The sequence below is a fragment of the Iodobacter violaceini genome, assembly GCF_011601265.1.
Taxonomy (GTDB): Bacteria; Pseudomonadota; Gammaproteobacteria; order Burkholderiales; family Chitinibacteraceae; genus Iodobacter; species Iodobacter violaceini.
In genome coordinates, this window is sequence record NZ_JAAOLX010000002.1 from 15311 (window position 1) to 34776 (window position 19466).

The following is a 19466-nucleotide window of genomic DNA, read 5'->3' on the forward strand; positions in this document are numbered from 1 at the left end:
TGGCGGTATGTGTAAATTAAGTGCATGACTTGCGTCAGGCTTGGCGCAAATGTTATGTTCGTCGGGCTGTAAGCGCTGGGTTTTATATCATACCTGGTTAAAAATAAAGTGAAGTGCTGGGGGAATTGTGCCAATCAAACCGAAACTCAAGGCGTGTGTCCTTGCTCTTATATTGACTTTGCCACCCTCTGCTGGTGCAGTGGGCTTGGGGAGGTTAAACGTGCTTTCCGGGCTTGGTCAGCCATTTCGGGCTGAAATTGATCTGGTTTCAGTTCAGCCAGGGGAATCCGAAAGCTTGCTTGTCCGGCTTGCGTCACCAGAGGCATTTGCCCAGGCTCAGGTGGCTTATCCGCCTGCGTCGCTTGGCTTGCGTCTGGTCATAGAAAAACGCGCGAATGGGCAGCAGTATGTATTAATTAGTTCTGCACAATCAGTTTCAGAGCCTTTTCTGGATCTGCTGGTTGATTTGAACTGGTCTGGCGGCAAAATTCAGCGGGACTATACCGCTTTGATTGATCCGCCGGGTTATCAGAACTCGCGCTCCTCTGCGGGCGCTGAGGCAAAGGCAAACGAGCAGTTTGCGCCATCTGCCTTGCCGGGTACCCGTCGCAAGGGTGCAGTTGCTGGGGCGGGTAAAAAAACCTCAGCAACAGCAAGCCAGGCAGAAAAAGCCACCGGTGATCAGCAATATAAAGTACAGGCGGGAGACACCTTATCGAGTGTTGCGCGCCAGACTGCTGCTGAGGGCGTTACACTCGAGCAGATGCTGGTTGGGCTTTACCGGCAAAATCCCGATGCTTTTGATGGCAATATGAACCGTTTGCGCCGGGGTAAGATTTTAAATATTCCAGCCAAAGAAAATTTGCAGGCTGTACCCGCAAAGGAGGCCGGGCAGGAAGTGCGTTTGCAGTCTAAAGACTGGCAGGCGTATCGCAATAAAGTGGCGGAATCGGTACAAAAACGCGCTGCGGTTGCAGGGAATGAATCTGCAAGTGCTGGCCGCATCAGCCCGAAAGTTGAAGAAAAAGTAAAATCAGGCAATGCCAATCAGGATGTGCTGAAGCTTTCTAAGGGCGAAGCGCCTGGTAAGGCGAAGGCTGATCAGCAGGGCGAGCAGGCGCGGATTCGTGCTCTGGAAGAAGAAGTAACCGCACGGCAAAAGGGTTTGGATGAAGCAAATCAGCGCGTCGCAGCACTGCAAAAAAATGTTCAGGATATGGAAAAGCTGCTGGCACTTAAAAGCCGTGCAGGTGTTGAGTTAGCAAGTAAACCAACTGATGCGCCTGCCGTGGCCCCTGTTGCCACCGCGGTACCTGCAGTAGCATCAGCACCTGCCGCTGAGCATGCTTCTGAGGCTGCGGCTGTTGCTGGAAGTGCTCCTGCTGTGCAGCCCGTTCAGGACGTTGCCAGCCAGCCTAAAAAACGCCGCGTCATTGTTCCGCCTCCGGCGCCCGTGCCAGAGCCTAGTCTGATGGATGTTGTTGCTGATAATGCACTGCCGGTTGGTGGCGGCCTGGCGGCGCTTTTATTAGGTGGGGCTGGCCTTTGGTGGGCTCGTCGTCGTAAGCAGGGCTCTGCATTTGCAGACAGCGTTTTGACTGGTGGCGATTTAAAGTCCAACACTCTGCTGGGTAATACCGGTGGTGCAGTCATCAGCACTCAGCCCACGGAAAACTCTTTCCTTACTGATTTCAGCCGTCAGGGCTTAGGGACGATTGATACGGATGAGGTTGATCCGATTGCCGAAGCCGAAGTTTATATGGCTTACGATCGTAATGAGCAGGCAGAAGAAATTCTGCGGGATGCTCTGCTTAAAGATCCTGCGCGTCATGAAATCCGCATGAAGTTGCTGGAAATATTTGCAGCGAAGAAAGACCCGACATCATATGAAGAAATTGCGGCTGATTTATTCGCCATGACCGGGGGTAAGGGCGCGCAATGGGAGCAGGCGGCTTATCAGGGCAGCGTGCTCGATCCTGAAAATCCTTTGTACAAACGCATTGAGCCAGCAGTTGCACCTGTTGTGGCTGCGGTAGCCGCTGCTGCAGCTGCGCCGCTTGTAAGCCAGGCGCTTGCACCTGAGGCCGATGATTTTGATTTGTCTTTTGATGATCCTGCGGCAACTGCACCTTCTGCGGGTGTGAGTGATTTTGATGCTTTGATGAGCGAAGAAATCCCGGATGCGCCGCAGAATAATATACAAAATGATCTGGCAGATTTAGATTTGTCGCTTGATTTTGACGTGGGCACCGCGCCTGAGCCTGTGCAGGAGCTTAATCCTTTTGTGGATACTCCTCCTTCGCAGCCGGAGGCTTTATCTTCGCTTGATTTTGATTTGCCTGAAGTTGCACCGGCCCCTGCAGTTAGTGCGCCAGCCCCTGATGATTTTGCCATGGGGATTGATTTTGGCCTGGATGATTTTTTGGTTCCGGAAGAGCCCGCACAGGCCGCGGCACCTGCCAGTGCACCTGAATCAGAAAATATGTTGTCCCTGGATATGCCGGTCGATTTTGGAAGCGCTCTGGAAGCAAGCGCCCCGGCAGATGAGGCGTTTGATCTGAATTTTGATGGTCTTGACAACATGCCGGAAGCAGCGGCAGCACCTGCTGATTTCTCTGCTGAATTGCCTGATCTGGATTTGGGCGTGCTTTCTGCGCCGGAAGCGCCAGCTGCACCGCCAGCAAAGGTTCAGCCTGTGGCTGAGGATGTGCTGGAGGCAACAAGTGCCGATGATGGTTTAGGCCTGGATTTTGATTTCTCACTGGATACGCATCTTGAGGCTTCCGTGCCAGCGGCGTCTGGCGCAGAAGAATCGATTGATCTGGCTGAAATGAATCTGGATTTTGCTGCAGATTCAGGTGCGTCTTCTGATTCATTGCTGGAATTTGCCGGTGATGATCCGGTGCAAACCAAAATTGATCTTGCAAAAGCTTATGTTGATATGGGAGACACCGAAGGGGCCAGAGAGATCTTGCAAGAGGCCATAGGTGAAGGTAATCCTGAGCAGCAAAAGCAAGCACAGGCTTTGTTGGGTAATCTTTGATTAGAATTCATTCTGCGAATCAAATTGCAGTCTGGCTTTGGGTGGCGTGCATCCTGCAAATTTTGCAGGGTGCGCCACTCATTGTTTTTTCTGCCGTATGCATTTTGCTGGCCTTTTATTATTGCCCCGGGCGCTGCTGGCGCACTTTAAAACGGATACGTTTTCTGCTCCTGGCTATTACACTGGTCTACGGCTGGTCTGTGCCAGGGCAGTATTTGTGGCCCGGGCGATGGTCTCCCACAGAAGAGGGGCTCTGCTGGGGCTTGCTGCAGCTGGTGCGCCTTCTGGGTGTGCTGGCGGCTTTGCAGCTGTTGTTGTGGCGCTTAAGTGCTGCCCGTATGTTTTCGGGGCTCTATGTACTCCTCGCTCCTTTTGCATTTATTGGGTTTAATCGTGAGCGCTGGGCCCTGCGCTTAAGCCTGACGATGACTTTTTCGGGTGATCTGCTTCTGCAACAAGATGCTTTAAACCGGGAGGGATTTTTGATGCAATTGGCCGGGGCTGAGCAGCCTTGCGAGTTGCAGGAAGTCTCTATTCTGGTAGAGTCGCTGTCTTTTTTTGATTTGGCGCTGCTTTGGGTCTTGTTTGCCGCAGTGCTGTTCACTTTATTGATGATGGTGTAATGAAATACGCGCTCGCAGTGGAATACGATGGCCGGGCCTTTTATGGCTGGCAAATTCAAAAAGACTTACCTACTGTGCAGGCCGCTTTAGAGGCTGCGCTCAGTCAAATGGCGGGAGAGCCTGTTCAGGTTCATGCCGCCGGCCGTACCGATGCAGGAGTGCACGGTGCCAGACAAATCGTTCATTTTGAAACGGATGTTAATCGCCCTTTAACCGCATGGGTGAGGGGGGTAAACAGCTTTCTGCCTGATACAGTGGCCGTGCTGTGGGCTGCGCCCGTGCCGGATGCCTTTCATGCGCGCTTTTCTGCCTTTGCCCGTCACTATCGTTATCTGCTGCTCAATCACCCTGTGCGCCCGGCATTATGGTCTGGCCGCATGGGCTGGGCTTTTAATGATCTGGATTTTGATGCAATGCAGGCTGCGGCAGTACATCTTTTGGGGCAGCATGATTTTTCAAGCTTCAGAGCGGCGGAATGCCAGGCTAAAACGCCCGTTAAAACCATGACCCGGGCCCATATTCAGAAAGAAGGCAGTTTGCTTATCTGTGATTTCTCTGCAGACGCCTTCCTGCACCATATGGTGCGCAATATTATGGGGGCCTTGCTGCATATCGGAAAAGGTCATGAATCCCCTGAATGGATGGAAGATTTAATCCTGGCCCGTGACAGAACGAGTGCTCCCCCCACCTTTATGCCAGACGGACTCTATCTTGCTGGTGTAAGCTACCCCCCTGAGTTTGGTCTGGCCAGCGAGCCGGTTTCGCGTCATGGTTTGATTTAAAGGGGGAGGCGAATGAATCCACGTATCAAAATTTGCGGTTTGCTTGATCCGGAAATGGCAAGGCTTACGGCTGAGGCAGGGGCTGATGCAATTGGCCTGGTGTTTTACCCGCCCAGCCCGCGTCATGTAGAGATTGCAGTTGCGGCGCAAATTGTTGCCGCTTTGCCTGCTTTTGTAAGTAGTGTGGGTTTATTTGTTAATGCTGAGGCGGCCTTTGTACGCAGCGTGCTCGCCAGTGTGCCGCTGGATATATTGCAGTTTCATGGTGATGAAACACCTGAGTATTGCCGTCAGTTTGGACGCCCTTATTTAAAAGCACTAAGGGTAACACCTGACATAAATTTGGTAGAATATGCACAGCGTTTTGTGGACGCGCTTTGCAAAGGGATTTTAGTTGATGCTTTTGTAGAAGGGGTGCCAGGTGGTACGGGTGAGGCTTTTGATTGGGATCTTTTGCCCAAAAATTTGCCTTTGCCACTGGTTTTGTCGGGTGGATTGCATCCGGATAATGTCTATGAAGCGATTTGTAAGGTTAGGCCTTGGGCCGTGGATGTATCCAGCGGCGTAGAAAGCAGCAAGGGAATCAAAGATGCAGCAAAAATTGCTGCCTTTATTAATCAAGCAGAGAGAAAAGCGCATGACTGAGACTAAACACGAGCAGCAGCCCTATCAGCAACCTGATTCCCTCGGCCATTTTGGCCAATTTGGTGGCATTTTTGTGGCTGAAACACTGATCCCTGCCTTGGATGAGTTACGTATTGAGTTCGAAAAAGCCCTGCAAGACCCTGACTTTGTTGCTGAGTATCACAGCGAGCTTAAGCACTATGTTGGCCGCCCAAGCCCTGTTTATCATGCAAAACGCTGGTCTGAAGCCCTGGGTGGCGCACAAATCTATTTAAAGCGCGAAGATCTGAACCACACCGGTGCGCATAAAGTGAACAATACCATCGGCCAGGCGCTGCTTGCCCGCCGCATGGGTAAAAAACGGGTGATTGCCGAAACAGGCGCAGGCCAGCACGGCGTTGCATCCGCTACCGTGGCGGCACGCTATGGCCTTGAATGTATCGTTTATATGGGGGCCGAAGATGTGAAACGCCAGGCGCCCAATGTATTCCGGATGAAATTACTGGGCGCTAAAGTTGTCGCTGTAGAATCCGGTACAAAAACCCTGAAAGACGCGATGAATGAAGCGATGCGTGATTGGGTGACCAATGTGGATTCCACTTACTACATCATTGGCACATGTGCTGGCCCGCATCCTTATCCGCAGCTGGTACGCGATTTTCAGCGCGTGATTGGTGATGAATGTAAGGTGCAGATGCCAGAAATGATTGGCCGTCAGCCTGATGCGGTTGTGGCATGTGTGGGTGGTGGCTCGAATGCGATCGGGATTTTCTATCCTTATGTCGATGATTTATCAGTGCGTTTGATTGGTGTGGAGGCGGGTGGTGATGGCGTAGAAACCGGCCGCCATGCTGCGCCGCTTACATCTGACGCTAAAGTAGGTATCCTGCACGGCAACCGTACCTTCCTGATGCAGGATGAAGACGGGCAGATTGCGGAGACACATTCGATTTCTGCCGGGCTGGATTATCCGGGTGTAGGACCAGAGCACAGCTACCTGAAAGACATCGGTCGCGCGGAGTATGTAGCGATTAATGATGACGAAGCGATTGCAGCTTTTCACGATCTTTGTCATTTTGAGGGTATCATTCCGGCCCTTGAGTCGAGTCATGCACTGGCCCATGCAGCAAAAATGGCGAAAACGATGTCTGAAGATCAGGTAATTCTGGTGAATTTATCCGGTCGTGGTGATAAAGATATTCCTACTTTGGCCCGCCTTTCCGGCATCGAACTTGGAAACTAATGCTATGTCCAGAATTCAACAGACATTCTCGCGCTTACAAAGCCAAAATCGCCAGGCCCTGATTCCTTTTATCACGGCAGGTGACCCGCATCCCCGTGTGACGGTGGATGTCATGCATGCACTGGTTGCTGGCGGTGCGGATATTTTAGAGCTGGGCGTGCCTTTTTCTGACCCGATGGCCGATGGCCCGGTGATTCAGCGCGCATCAGAGCGAGCACTCCTGCATGGCGTGAGTTTACGCAATGTGCTTGGTATGGTGGCTGAATTTCGCCAGAAAAACACAGACACACCGGTTGTGCTGATGGGCTATGCGAACCCGATGGAAGCAATGGGTTACGATGTGTTTTCAAAAGCAGCAGTACAAGCGGGTGTGGATGGTGTGCTCACCGTTGATTTACCGCCGGAAGAAGCTAAAGAACGTGTGGCTGTTTTAAAAGCCCACGGTATTGATCCGATCTTTTTGCTGGCACCAACAACGCACGCATCCAGAATTAAAGCAGTTGCCGAGCTGGCATCGGGCTATGTGTACTATGTTTCCCTGAAAGGGGTAACAGGCTCAGCCAATCTGGATATTGCTGATGTAACAGAAAAATTGAGTGTATTAAAAGAATATCTCACCATCCCGATTGGTGTTGGTTTTGGGATTAGTGATGCAGCTGCTGCAAAAGCGGTGGCTGCCGTGGCCGATGCAGTTGTGATCGGTTCACGTTTGGTAAAAGAAGCAGAGGCCGGAGAAGAAGGCCTTGCTGATCGATTAACTGATTTTCTTACCGGCATTCGTGCCGCGATGGACACCGCTCGCGTTTAAGCGTGTTTTAAAACCCCGTCATCTGCAAAGATGGCGGGGTTTTAATGCCCCTTAGAGCGGTGCTGATGGAGGAATACAATGAGCTGGCTGCAAAAACTGCTTCCGCCAAAGATTAAGATCCGTACCACGGTGAGTAAGTCCGGTGTACCGGAAGGCCTCTGGCACAAGTGCCCGGCCTGCAGCGCGGTTTTATACCGCACTGATCTGGAAAACAATTTAGAAGTCTGCCCTAAGTGTGACTTTCACAATGCTGTTTCCGCTCGTCGCCGTCTGGATATCCTGCTGGATCAGGAAGGGCGGTTTGAGATTGGCGCAGAAGTTAAACCGCTGGATGTGCTGAAGTTTAAAGACAGCAAGAAATACAGCGAGAGGCTGAGCGCGGCTCAGGCAGCAACAGGCGAAGAAGACGCACTGGTGGTCATGCAGGGCGCGATTCAGAATGTGCCTGTAGTTATGGCTGCATTTGAGTTTAAATTTATTGGCGGCTCAATGGGCTCGGTTGTGGGCGAGCGTTTTGCGCGCGGCGTACTGACTGCGATTGAAAACAATGTACCTTTTATTTGCGTTTCCGCTTCAGGTGGCGCACGTATGCAGGAAGGTTTGAATTCGCTGATGCAAATGACTAAAACCAGCGCCATTCTGACTAAGCTTGCAGATAAGAAACTGCCGTTTATTTCTATTCTGACCGATCCGACAATGGGCGGTGTATCTGCTTCATTTGCCTTCCTGGGCGATATCGTCATGGCGGAGCCAGGTGCCCTGATCGGCTTTGCTGGCCAGCGAGTGATTGAGCAGACCGTGCGCGAAACGCTGCCGGAAGGTTTTCAGCGTGCTGAATTCCTGCTGGAAAAAGGGGCTTTGGATATGGTGGTTGACCGCCGTGAGATGCGCCAGAAATTAGCGCAATTAATGACCCTTCTTTCTAAACAGCCAGCCCTTAACTGATGTCTATGCCGTTTGATTCCCTCTCCCTTGATGCGTGGTTATCCCATTTAGAGCAACTTCACCCAAGCGCCATTGATATGGGTTTGGAGCGCGTTGTTCGCGTGCGGGATGCCTTAGGTTTAAAACCTGATTTTCCTGTGCTGCTGGTGGGAGGGACAAACGGCAAAGGCTCTGTTTGTACCATGCTGTCCAGTATTTTGTGTGCAGCTGGATATAAAGTCGGCACTTATACCTCACCTCATTTACTGCATTATCAGGAAAGGGTGGCGATTAATCTTCGCCCCGCTTCTGATGCTGATATTGTCGCCAGCTTTCAAACCATTGAAACTGCCCGTGGCGACACTTCCCTTACTTATTTCGAATTTGGCACCTTAGCCGCGATGCAGCAGTTTATGGCTGCAGGCGTTGATGTGGCCGTGATGGAGGTTGGTTTAGGCGGCCGTCTGGATGCCGTGAATGCCTTTGAGCCTGTTGCCTCTGCCGTGGTTAATGTGGGGCTGGATCATCAGTCATTTTTGGGTGATACCCGCGAAGCCATCGGGCATGAAAAAGCCGGCATCTACCGGCAGGGCAAAATTGCGCTTTGCGCAGACCCTGAGCCACCTGCCACACTGATTGCCGAAGCGCAGCGTATTGGTGCGCATCTGCAACTGATCGGTCAGGATTTTGGCTTTGAAAAACAGGCAGAAGGGCAGCAGTGGACATGGTGGAATAAAGCAGGCGTGCGCCGCCATGCGCTGCCGTTTCCTGCTCTGCGCGGCCAGTACCAGTTAGGTAATGCTGCCGTTGTGCTGGCGCTGCTCGATGCGGTAAAAGATGTACTGCCGGTTGGGATTGGCGATATCAAACGTGGCCTGCTGGAAGTCGAGCTGGCTGCGCGTTTTCAGGTTTTACCCGGCCGTCCTGCTGTTGTGCTGGACGTGGGGCATAATCCGCATGCGGCAAAAGTCTTACGTGCCAATTTAGATAGTATGGGTTTTTATTCAAGTACCCATGCAGTGCTGGGAATGATGGCGGATAAAGATATTGCTGGTGTGGTGGCTTTATTGGCAGATCGTATAGATGTCTGGCATTTAGCCGCACCGCAACTGCCACGAGCAGCAACACCGGCGCAACTTGCTGAAATTGTCGGCAAGCTTGCACCGCTGGCGAAAATAAATATTTATGAGAATGTAGCGCTTGCTTTCGCTTCGGCCTGTAAGCTTGCGGATGAAAGTGATAGAATTCTCGCCTTTGGATCCTTTTACACAGTTGCTGAAGTCATGGCGACGCGTGAGCGCTGAATATGATCAACCGAAATGTCAGCGATGATTTGCTGCAGCTTAAAAAACGTGCCCGCCGCCGTCTTGTGGGTGCGATTGCACTGGTGCTGTTTGCTCTGATCGTTTTATGGACTGCACTGGATAGTGCGCCGCCAGCCGTTATTGCCGGGGGGAATAATATTGAAATTATTTCCAGCTCGCCGGCATTACAACAGCCATCGCCCGAGCCTGTCGTTGTGGCGCAGGCCTCTGCCACAGAGCAGGCCGGTGCCGCACTGATTACCCCGGTGCCAGAAGAAATTCAGCCTCCTGTTGCAACACCCGAACCTGCTTATCGCGTAGCAAGCTCAGCACAAAACGTGCTGCCGGGTAAGCTGGTTAATCACCAGAAAAAAGTGGTGATTCCTACCGCAACACCTTCCCCTAAACCCGCTCCTGCAGCCAAACCTGCGCCCACTCCCAAGCCTGCCGTTGATCCGCAGCGCATTCTGGAAGGGCTGGATGTGGCTCCTGCAGCAAAACCCGCAGTGACTGCTGATCCAAAGCGTTATTACATTCAAATTGGTGCTTATGCCGATGCGGATAAAGCGGCACAGGTTGTCAGTAAGTTACAAGGCGCGGGGATTCCTGCTTATTCCGAAAAAACAGTTACAGATAAAGGCGCTTTAACCCGGGTACGTGTTGGCCCTGTCAACGATGAAGCAAAGGCGCAGAGTTACCTTAAAAAAATGGGAGTGCTTGGATTTAGCGGGCACCTGTCTGGCAAATAGGTTAAAGCATGACTGGCTTTGATTACACGGTTTTAGGCATCATGGGGCTTTCCATGCTGCTCTCAGTGATGCGGGGCCTTGTGCAGGAAGCGCTGGCACTGGCGGCATGGGTTTTGGCGTTCTGGCTGGCCAGCCATTACTCAAGTCAGGTGTCTGTATGGATGCCCAAAAATCTGCCTAATGAAGAGCTGCGCTATCTGGCCGCTTTTGTGGCGATTTTTTTTGTGACCTGGGTGGCCTCGGCTATGTTGAGGGTAACGCTGAATCAATTTATGCAGGCCACCGGCCTGAAACCTGCTGACCGGCTTTTTGGCGCAGGCTTTGGTCTGGTTCGAGGTTTTTTACTGAGTTTAACGCTGGTCTTGCTGGCGGGGTTTACCAGTCTGCCCAAGCAAACAATATGGCGAAATGCCATGTTCAGCCCCTTATTTGAAGAAGCGGCCGTGATGGCTAAAATTTGGCTGCCAGAAGCGCTGGCAGCCCGCATTCATTATGATTAACCGCCTTGCAGATGGCGGATTGATTTGGATGAGTTTTTCGTCCCTTGTTTTTAGCAGTTGCCGTTCAGGCCAAAATTAACTGCCAGACTGACTGGCAGTACGCATTTGTTACGATTAAGAACTCAAAGGGGCATTTCTGATGTGTGGCATTGTAGGTATCGTCGCCAAGACACCCGTTAATCAGCTGTTGTACGATGGCTTGTTGGTTTTACAGCATCGTGGGCAAGATGCAGCAGGGATTGTAACGGCAGAGGGGCTGACGCTCCATATGCACAAAGGGCAGGGCTTAGTGAGTGATGTGTTCCGCACTCGCAATATGCGCTCTTTGATGGGCAATGCCGGCATTGGGCATGTGCGTTACCCAACCGCAGGATCTGCATCCAGCCTGGCTGAATCTCAGCCTTTTTATGTCAACAGCCCGTTTGGTATCGTGCTGGCGCATAACGGCAACTTAACTAACGATAAGCAGCTGAAAGACGATATGTACCGCACTGACCTGCGCCATATCAACACCAATTCTGATTCTGAAGCGCTGCTGAACGTTTTTGCTCACGAATTATCCCGCCGCGTAAAAGGCCCTGAGCTGAATGCGGAGACCATTTTTGATGCAATTACTGCGGTGCATGCCCGGGTTAAAGGGGCTTACGCTGTTGTTGCCATGATTGCTGGCTTTGGTCTGGTGGCATTCCGTGATCCATATGGTATTCGCCCGCTTTGCCTTGGTACACATGAAACACCGGAAGGCCTGGAATATATCGTGGCCTCTGAGTCGGTGGCACATGATGTATTAGGCTTTAAATTTGAGCGTGATATTGCGCCGGGTGAAGCGGTATTTGTGACTTTTGAAGGTGAATTCCAAAGCAAGCAATGCCACGCTAACCCTGTACTGGTGCCTTGTATTTTCGAGCATGTTTACTTTGCCCGCCCGGATACCGTGATTGATGGTATCTCGGTACACGAAGCGCGCTTGAATATGGGTGAAAATCTGGCGGATAAAGTGGCTGCCGTGATTCCAAAGCTTGATATTGACGTGGTGATTCCTATCCCGGATACCAGCCGTGATTCCGCTTTGCAATTGGCCAATAAATTAGGTTTGCCATATCGCGAAGGCTTTATGAAAAACCGCTATATTGGCCGCACCTTTATTATGCCGGGCCAGGCAAGCCGTAAAAAATCAGTTCGCCAAAAGCTGAACCCAATTGCTGTTGAATTTCGCGGTAAAAATGTATTGCTGGTGGATGATTCGATTGTGCGTGGCACAACCAGCCGCCAGATCGTGCAAATGGTTCGCGACTGTGGTGCAACTAAAGTCTATCTGGCATCCGCTGCGCCACCTGTGATGTATCCGCATGTTTACGGTATTGATATGCCAACCCGTGCCGAGCTGATTGCAACAGGGCGCACTGATCAGCAAATTGCCGATGAAATTGGTGTGGATGCCATTATTTATCAGGAATTAGACGCTCTGATTGATGCGTGCAGCAAAGCCAGCGGTGGTGCAATTACTTCTTTTGAAACATCCTGCTTTGATGGGCAATACATTACAGGTGATATTACGCCTGCCTATCTGGATGAATTAGAAGCAAAGCGTTTGTCACCCTTATCAGCTAAAGCCGGTGATGTGGCAGAAAGCCGCTTATTAGATATGAATATTGGAGTAGGCGAGCAGAATTTGCTTTAAGCCTGTTCAAGATTAAAACGCCAGCCTGAGGGTTGGCGTTTTTTTTGCCTGAGATTTTGATTTGTTGCGTTGCTAATTGCTTGCGGCGGCACATCAGCTGGGGCAGGGCGCGGGTTAAAAAGAGCACGGGGTTTTTAAGATATGCGTATGTTTACAAAAACATTCTGTTTGCTGGTATTTCCTTACGCTGGTTTTTTGCTTATCTGCCCAAAGGTGAACAGTAGTCTTGTTGCTGCTATGGATTGAATCTATTGTTTAAGTAATCAAGTTTATTTTTTGCTTAATCTGGCCTTGTATTTTTATGGCGCTTCTAAATCATCAGCAGGTTTTGTATGCAAAATGCGATACCCCAATTTTTAGAGCTGGGCCCTTCAGCCAAAAACATGACTGAAAGTGTGGAGACCATTCATAAAGTCATTTCGTCCCGCTATCCCGGCGTAGACAGGGTGGCTATGGCGATTTATGACGCGGCCAGCGACACGCTGAAAACCTTTGTGAGCAGCAATCACGATGGTGTGGCGCTGGCTGCTTATGAAGCAAAATTGCAGGACGTGCCATCCTTAAAAGCACTGGCCAGTGCCCGTCAGTCGCGGGTTGTGCAGGATATCAGCAACAGCTTTCCAGTATGTACAGAACATACAGACTGGCTGAAAGGCATGGGTTATTTATCCAGCTATACCGTGCCTGTTTATCAAAGAGACGAGCTGGCAGGGTTTATCTTTTTTGATTCAAAATCGGATCGTTTTTTTACCGAAGAATCAGCCCGGTTTTTAGATATTTTCACGGGCTTAATTGCCCAGCTTTATTTATTGCAGCTCACCGCCGTGCGCAGCCTGATTGGCACGGTTCATATTGCCAGTGATTTAGCCAAAGTCCGTGATTTGGAAACCGGCAACCACCTGGAGCGTATGGCCAGTTATTCGCGCATTATTGCTAAAGAATTGGCGCATTCTCATTCTTTGCCTGATGAATTTGTTGAATATGTCTATTTATTTGCGCCTTTGCACGATATCGGCAAGGTGGGCATACCAGACCGGATTTTATTTAAGCCCGGCCAGTTAAATGATGAAGAATGGCTGATTATGCGCAGGCATGTAGAAATGGGTGAAAATCTGATTGATCAGATTATTTCAGCCTTGGGCATGGCAGAAAACATGTCGACCAGCGTGATGCGTAATATGGTGGCGGCTCATCATGAGCGGGGCGATGGCTCTGGCTATCCGCGTGGCCTGCTGATGGCCGATATTCCGCTGGAGGCGCGCATTGTAGCCGTGGCCGATGTGTTTGATGCCCTGACCAATGTACGGCCTTATAAGCTGTCTTGGTCTGAAGAGCGGGTATGGGCAGAGCTGGAGCACGAAGCAGCGCTTGGGCGGCTGGATGCTGAATGCGTGAATGCCCTGCGTGGCGCAGAGCAGGAACGGCGGCATATACAGGATCGTTTTGCAGACGAGTAATTGCATTACATGGAGCTGGTTAAGGAAAAAGGCCTGAATAAGCGGGGAAAGAGGCGGCGCGCTGTAATGCTTACGTTATAATAAGCGCCAAAAGCGGATGTTGCTGCCTTGAATGAATGCCCTTCCTTAGCCCGTGATCAAGTAGAGAAAGCCATGTTTGAAGATGAATTCCTGCACCCCGATACTTTAGCCGTCAGAGCGGGCACAACCCGCAGTCAGTTTGGCGAGCACTCTGATGCGATGTATCTGACATCCAGCTTTGTGGTTGGCAGCGCTGAAGAAGCTTCATTAAAATTTACCGGCCAGATGCCCGGCTTTATTTACTCCCGCTTTACCAACCCCACCGTAACCGCCTTTGAAGAACGCCTTGCCGCCCTGGAAGGCGCAGAGCGCGCTGTGGCCACTGCATCGGGTATGAGTGCCATCTTGTCATTGTTTATGGCGCATTTAAAATCGGGCGATCATGTGGTGGCCTCGGCCAGCCTGTTTGGCTCCACCATTCAGCTGCTTAATGTTTATCTCAGCAAGTTTGGCGTAGACGTTAGCTATGTGTCCGCTACAGACACCACCGAATGGGCCGATGCCTGCCAGCCGAATACCAAATTGCTGTTCCTGGAAACGCCATCCAACCCGCTGACTGAAATCAGCGATATTCGCAAAATTGCCGAAATCGCCCACGCACGGGGCGCTTTGCTGGTGGTGGATAACTGCTTTTGCACCCCCATCCTGCAAAAACCACTCGCACTGGGGGCCGATCTGGTGGTGCATTCGGCCACCAAATATATTGACGGCCAAGGCCGCGTGTTGGGCGGCGCGGTCGTGGGCTCATCTGCTCTGGTTGACCCTGTGTATTTATTCTTGCGTACCGCTGGCCCAAGCTTGTCGGCCTTTAATGCATGGGTTTTACTCAAGGGCTTGGAAACCTTGCCTATCCGCATGCGCGCCCATTCAGAAACCGCCTTAAAGCTGGCCACTTATCTGGAAGCGCACCCCGCCGTAGAGCAAGTCTACTACCCCGGCCTGCCTTCGCACCCGCAGCATGCGCTGGCCATGACCCAGCAAAACGCCGGTGGCGGCATGGTGTCTTTTGTGGTGAAAGGCGGCCGTGAGCAGGCCTGGAAAATCGTCGATGCCGTGCAGCTGATCAGCCGCACCGCCAACCTGGGCGACACCCGCAGCACCATCACCCACCCTGCCAGCACCACCCACGGCCGCATCACCCCCGCCGCGCGCGAGGCAGCAGGCATCACCGAAGGCCTGATCCGTATTTCGGTAGGGCTGGAATATATTGATGATTTGATTGCGGATCTGGAGCAGGGCTTGGCTTGATATTTTTTTTGAATAATTAAAGCCCAGCTTGCTTAGCTGGGCTTTTTGTATGTCAGAGCTTCATCAGGATCGTTTCACCAAACTAGAAAACAATATACAGGCAAGTTGTAATCAATTTTTGGCTTTTGATAAGGGCGCAGCACATGGTAGAGACAGCATTAGTGAAAGTGGGCATCCTTTTTGGTGGTAAGTCGGTTGAGCATGAAGTCTCATTGCTGTCTGCGAAAAATGTGATGGATGCACTCGATTCAGACAGATTCGAGCTTGTCCCGATTTTTGTTGATAAAGCCGGGCGATGGTTGCTGGTGGACTCTCTGGATTTTTTGCTCGGGGGGGCGGCAGCAGAGTCAGACGGGGTCGCAATAAGCCCCGGCCTGTTGGTTTCGTTTGTTCCTGGTGGCAAGGGGAGGTTGGTGCATCTTTCTGACATGGCGAGCAGCACGTTTGTTGACGTTGTGTTTCCTGTATTGCACGGCTCATGTGGCGAGGATGGCAGCATTCAGGGCTTATTGAAACTAGCTGGCGTTCCCTGTGTTGGATCGGAAATTATTGGATCTGCCATTGGCATGGACAAGGATGTAAGCAAGCGATTATTGCGCGAGGCGGGTATTCCAGTTGCTCCCTTTTATGCGTTCAGGCGGGGCGACGCGATCGACTGCCGTAAAGTGCTGGAAGAGCTTGGATTGCCCGTGTTTGTTAAGCCCGCGAGCCTTGGATCATCTGTTGGCGTAGCAAAAGCGGAGGATGCGTCTGAGTTGCAAGCGGCAATAGACGCCGCCTTTAAATTTGATACCAAGGTTTTGGTGGAAAAGTTTGTTGAAGGGCGAGAAATCGAGTGTGCTGTGTTAGGGAACGGCAACCCAGTTACTTCTGTTGTTGGCGAAATAAGTAGCAGTCATGATTTCTATTCGTATGAGGCGAAGTATATCGATAAGAAGGCTGCGAAATTGACGGTACCCGCAAATATAGACCCGACGATGACTGATCGGGTCAGAGCATTGAGTTTGCAGTCTTTTCATGTGCTGTGTTGCACGGGCATGGCCCGGGTGGATTTCTTTTTGAGCAAGGATGGCAGCCTCCTTGTAAATGAAATCAATACGATTCCGGGGTTTACCAGTATGAGTATGTATCCTCTTATGTGGCAGGCCAGCGGCTTGGCGTATAGAGAACTCATCACTCAATTGATTGAGCTGGCCATGCAGCGTTTTGCACTGAATGAAGAATTAAAAACGTCTGTTTGATGCCGCGACTTGCACACTATATAAAAGCGTAAGTATCCACACACTGTAATGTTTCAACTATTAATGCAGGCAGAGCCTTTTTCAAAGGGGGAATAAGTACATCAAACTTGTGCAGATACTTATGCCCCTTCCTGCGTTTTTAATCCAAATACTGTGCCGCGCGCCCGCTCATTTGGGCGGTGATGGCTTCTTTGATATCGGCAGAGAGCAGCATGCCGCCGTTCCAGGTGGCGACGTATTCCAGGCCGTCGGCCACGCTGTGATCGCGGCTGTAGTTCAGCACCTGTTTGCTGCCGCGCACAGCAAGTGGCGATTGCGCTGCGATGACGCTGGCGGTGTGCATGGCGGCGGCCAGGCATTCTTCCGGGCTGGCCAGCACCTTGTTTACTAGGCGCACATTGAGTGCCTCGCTGGCGGGCATATCCATTGCGGTGAAGGTCATTTCCCGGGCGATGCCTTCGCCCACTACGCGGCCAAGGCGCTGCAGGCTGCCTACATCGGCCACCAGCCCCATGGCTACTTCGCGCACGCTAAAGCTGGCGTCTGTGCTGGCGTATCTGAAGTCTGCGGCCAGCACCAGATCCAGCCCGCCGCCTACGCAGGCACCATGAATGGCCGCAATGACGGGCTTGCGGCAGTGCTCCAGGCTGCTGACGCAGGATTGTAAATTCAGAATCAGGCTGCGGATGGTTTCGCGATTACGCGCTTCGCATTCGCTGGTCAGGCTGGTCTGGATTTCGGCCAGCATCATTAAATCAATCCCTGCACAGAAATTTCGCCCGGCACCATTAAGCACCACGGCGCGTACTTCGGCGCTTTGATCACACCAGTTCAGCGCTGCTTTAATTTCCTGCCACATCAGGGCGTTGAGCGAATTGGCTTTTTTAGGGCGATTCAGTGTGACAAGGGCGATGGCATTGCTGACCTTTACTTCAATCGTTTCGTATTGCATGGGGCATCCTTGGTGAGCAGAAGCTTGTGGTGGTGTTGATGTGAAAGGCTTAGTCGCGCTTTTTAGGCAGCCATGCCCAGACCATTTCGCACTGAATGGGCGCTTCGCCAGATTCATCGCTGATCTCTACATTGACCGCGAAGTTACCTTTGTCTGTGCTGTGTAATAGCTCGATTTGCTCATCGCTTAAGGTGGCCACGGCCCGCATATCGCCCTGCGAGCGTTTCTGGTAATCCACATGCATGGACTTAAGCAGCAGCAGTTTATCGTCCGGCACATTCATGCCCATCACAAAGCCGGTGCTGGTTTCGGCCAGCAGCGCCATCGCCGCAGCGTGCACGCCTTTGATATGGTTTTGCACCTTGCGGCGGTTTTTAATGGAGACAACCAGCCGCGCCGCGCCGACTTCTTCAAACTGCACTGAAGCCGTGGCTAAAAACGGCACGATACGGCCAAACAGGCGGGTGAGGATAAAGCTGCGTAAGCCTTGTGGCAGATTGGCCGTTTTGGCGGCAATACGGCTCATTTTATTGAGTGGGCGGGTCATCTGGGTGGCCTTATCTGGCTGGAGTAGAAGATAAAATAGCAAGAAACCGCGCCGCTTGTGACCGGAATATCCCGCCTTTACAAACGATCGTTTTAATGTTGTGTTTTGTCGCAGAGCTTACGGTGGTGTTTTAAACGCAATAAGCCGGGCAGGGTATGGCGAAGCAAGGCAGGGCCGCTCCGTTACATTACGCTTGCCCGGAGTTGTAAGGGTTTGACTCCAAAGTACTGGTAAAAGCGACTGCTAAAGCGGGAGGCAGAGGCATAGCCGCATTGGCTCGCTATTTGTCCAATCGGCTGTTTGCTGGTTTGAATCATGCCCAGTGCGGTATTTAATCTGACTTGCTCAAGTATTTTGCGAAACGAGCTGCCTTCCTGCCCAAGCTGGCGGCGCAGCGTGGATGGCCCCATTTGCAAATGCTGTGCCATCTCTTCCACCGTCCATTCTTTGCCTGGCTGAAATAAAACCAGTTGCTGAACCCGTGTGACAACGGGGGAGTGACGGTCAATAAACAGCGCGCCGCCCAATCCTGCAAGCACCAGCCCCAGCAATAAACCCAGGGCCCGATGTTCTAGCAGCTCGGTCACTTCGCCCTTCTGGCTGGCGGTAAAAAGCTCATCCCATAGTTGGGCAATGACGGGGGTGAGCTTGGCGCATAGCGCCGTGGATTGCAGAGCTTGGACAGCCTCAGGATAGGCGCTGCGGCAAGCTTGCATGACCTTTGGGTCTAGTTGCAGCACTTCGCAAACATAGCCATGCGCATCGGGCTGATTGGACAGGCTCATTTCCATACCTGCGGGCACAATGACGATGTCTCCGCTGCGGGCAATCTGCGTTTGCTCGTTCAAGTAAATATGCTTGGCGCCATGGCGCACCCGCATCAGCGTAAATTGCAGAAAGCCCACTTTTCGTAAGGACTGCGTGGTTTTGGCCTGAACAACGCACTGCTGAATACTACGGCTTGTAAGCTGGCTCATTCAGGCTTCCGTTTGATTAATTGAGGATCGTTTGGTTAAGCGCGGAGCCAGCCAGCGATCTTATTTTTTTCGCTGATACGTGGTGATCAGTTGAGCAGTGCCTAGCTTGTGTTGGTTCAGCATATAGCCAACTAAAGCACCGCTGGCTTGGGCATCAAGGGGCAGCTGTTCAATATCCAAAGCCCAGATGGTATGGATATAACGGTGAGCGGGGTCTCCGGCGGGCGGGCATGCACCACCAAAACCTGCTGAGCCATAGTCGGTGCGTGTTTCCAGTGCGCCCTTAGGGACGCTGCCGGCGGCTACAGAAGTCGTACTAGCCGGGATGTTAATCACATTCCAGTGCCACCAACCGCTGCCCGTTGGTGCGTCTGGATCAAATACCGTAATGGCAAAACTTTTGGTTCCTGCTGGCGCATTTTGCCATTGTAGCTGGGGGGAGAGGTTTGCTCCGCTGCAGCCAAAGCCATTAAATTCTTGCTGGGCCGACATTGGTGTGCCGGCCTTGATATCTGAGCTATGAACACTAAAATCAGCGGCAAAAACAGTTTGGCTAATCAGTAAGGCGGTTAATAGCATGGCTTTCATGGTGAGGCTCCTTAATCAGAGCCCTCATCATATAAAATCTTGTGTGTTCATTTTATCCTTAAACGCTCTATTTTTAGCTGATTTCGCTCTGATC

At 51.7% G+C, this 19466-nt stretch carries 18 protein-coding genes; 14 read left to right on the forward strand and 4 right to left on the reverse strand.

Annotated features, from left to right (window positions below):
• The first annotated feature begins 199 nt into the window (after positions 1-199).
• The 14 genes from HA050_RS03535 to ddlA all read left to right on the forward strand — a co-directional run bounded on the left by HA050_RS03535 (position 200) and on the right by ddlA (position 16308).
• Entirely contained in the window at positions 200-3043 is a 2844-nt protein-coding gene (locus HA050_RS03535; protein ID WP_501037367.1) for a motility hub landmark protein FimV, read from the forward strand.
• Positions 3040-3666 (forward strand): CbiQ family ECF transporter T component, encoded by a 627-nt coding sequence (locus HA050_RS03540; protein ID WP_166822158.1) that lies wholly within the window; start codon positions 3040-3042, stop codon positions 3664-3666. Before HA050_RS03535 ends, HA050_RS03540 begins: the two co-directional genes overlap by 4 nt.
• Positions 3666-4448: a tRNA pseudouridine(38-40) synthase TruA gene (gene truA / locus HA050_RS03545; protein WP_166822161.1), complete on the forward strand. Its 783-nt coding sequence runs from the start codon at positions 3666-3668 to the stop codon at positions 4446-4448. The genes HA050_RS03540 and truA overlap by 1 nt, the downstream gene beginning before the upstream one ends.
• A gap of 12 nt (positions 4449-4460) precedes the next feature.
• Positions 4461-5093: a phosphoribosylanthranilate isomerase gene (locus HA050_RS03550; RefSeq protein ID WP_166822165.1), complete on the forward strand. Its 633-nt coding sequence runs from the start codon at positions 4461-4463 to the stop codon at positions 5091-5093.
• Positions 5086-6315, forward strand: a complete 1230-nt coding sequence (trpB, locus tag HA050_RS03555) for a tryptophan synthase subunit beta (protein WP_166822168.1) — start codon at positions 5086-5088, stop codon at positions 6313-6315. The genes HA050_RS03550 and trpB overlap by 8 nt, the downstream gene beginning before the upstream one ends.
• A 4-nt stretch (positions 6316-6319) precedes the next feature.
• The gene (gene trpA, locus HA050_RS03560; RefSeq protein ID WP_166822171.1) at positions 6320-7123 is read left to right on the forward strand and encodes a tryptophan synthase subunit alpha; all 804 of its coding nucleotides are present in this window, start codon (positions 6320-6322) and stop codon (positions 7121-7123) included.
• Positions 7124-7201: 78 nt separating this feature from the next.
• Entirely contained in the window at positions 7202-8068 is an 867-nt protein-coding gene (gene accD / locus HA050_RS03565) for an acetyl-CoA carboxylase, carboxyltransferase subunit beta (protein ID WP_166822173.1), read from the forward strand.
• Entirely contained in the window at positions 8068-9351 is a 1284-nt protein-coding gene (gene folC / locus HA050_RS03570) for a bifunctional tetrahydrofolate synthase/dihydrofolate synthase (RefSeq protein WP_166822176.1), read from the forward strand. Before accD ends, folC begins: the two co-directional genes overlap by 1 nt.
• A 2-nt stretch (positions 9352-9353) precedes the next feature.
• Positions 9354-10100 carry an SPOR domain-containing protein gene (locus tag HA050_RS03575; protein ID WP_166822179.1) on the forward strand — a complete coding sequence of 249 codons (747 nt, stop codon included), beginning with the start codon at positions 9354-9356 and terminating at the stop codon, positions 10098-10100.
• Positions 10101-10108: 8 nt separating this feature from the next.
• Complete coding sequence (locus HA050_RS03580) at positions 10109-10600, forward strand: CvpA family protein (RefSeq protein ID WP_166822182.1); 492 nt, start codon at positions 10109-10111, stop codon at positions 10598-10600.
• Positions 10601-10739: 139 nt separating this feature from the next.
• Positions 10740-12281, forward strand: coding sequence for an amidophosphoribosyltransferase (gene purF / locus HA050_RS03585; protein WP_166822185.1), 1542 nt, complete (start codon positions 10740-10742; stop codon positions 12279-12281).
• A 332-nt stretch (positions 12282-12613) separates the two neighbouring features.
• Positions 12614-13738, forward strand: coding sequence for an HD domain-containing phosphohydrolase (locus HA050_RS03590; RefSeq protein ID WP_166822188.1), 1125 nt, complete (start codon positions 12614-12616; stop codon positions 13736-13738).
• 153 nt (positions 13739-13891) lie between these two features.
• Positions 13892-15067: an O-succinylhomoserine sulfhydrylase gene (locus HA050_RS03595; protein WP_166823439.1), complete on the forward strand. Its 1176-nt coding sequence runs from the start codon at positions 13892-13894 to the stop codon at positions 15065-15067.
• Between the two features lie 143 nt (positions 15068-15210).
• Positions 15211-16308 (forward strand): D-alanine--D-alanine ligase, encoded by a 1098-nt coding sequence (ddlA, locus tag HA050_RS03600; protein WP_166822191.1) that lies wholly within the window; start codon positions 15211-15213, stop codon positions 16306-16308.
• A gap of 139 nt (positions 16309-16447) precedes the next feature.
• On the opposite strand, the gene HA050_RS03605 is transcribed toward ddlA, so the two are convergent.
• The 4 genes from HA050_RS03605 to HA050_RS03620 all read right to left on the reverse strand — a co-directional run bounded on the left by HA050_RS03605 (position 16448) and on the right by HA050_RS03620 (position 19372).
• On the reverse strand, positions 16448-17260 hold the full coding sequence (locus HA050_RS03605) for a crotonase/enoyl-CoA hydratase family protein (protein WP_166822194.1): 813 nt from the start codon (positions 17258-17260) through the stop codon (positions 16448-16450).
• Positions 17261-17309: 49 nt separating this feature from the next.
• On the reverse strand, positions 17310-17807 hold the full coding sequence (locus HA050_RS03610; RefSeq protein WP_166822197.1) for a DUF4442 domain-containing protein: 498 nt from the start codon (positions 17805-17807) through the stop codon (positions 17310-17312).
• Positions 17808-17989: 182 nt separating this feature from the next.
• Positions 17990-18784 carry a helix-turn-helix transcriptional regulator gene (locus tag HA050_RS03615; RefSeq protein WP_166822203.1) on the reverse strand — a complete coding sequence of 265 codons (795 nt, stop codon included), beginning with the start codon at positions 18782-18784 and terminating at the stop codon, positions 17990-17992.
• A 60-nt stretch (positions 18785-18844) separates the two neighbouring features.
• Entirely contained in the window at positions 18845-19372 is a 528-nt protein-coding gene (locus HA050_RS03620; protein ID WP_166822206.1) for a YbhB/YbcL family Raf kinase inhibitor-like protein, read from the reverse strand.
• Positions 19373-19466 lie beyond the last annotated feature (94 nt).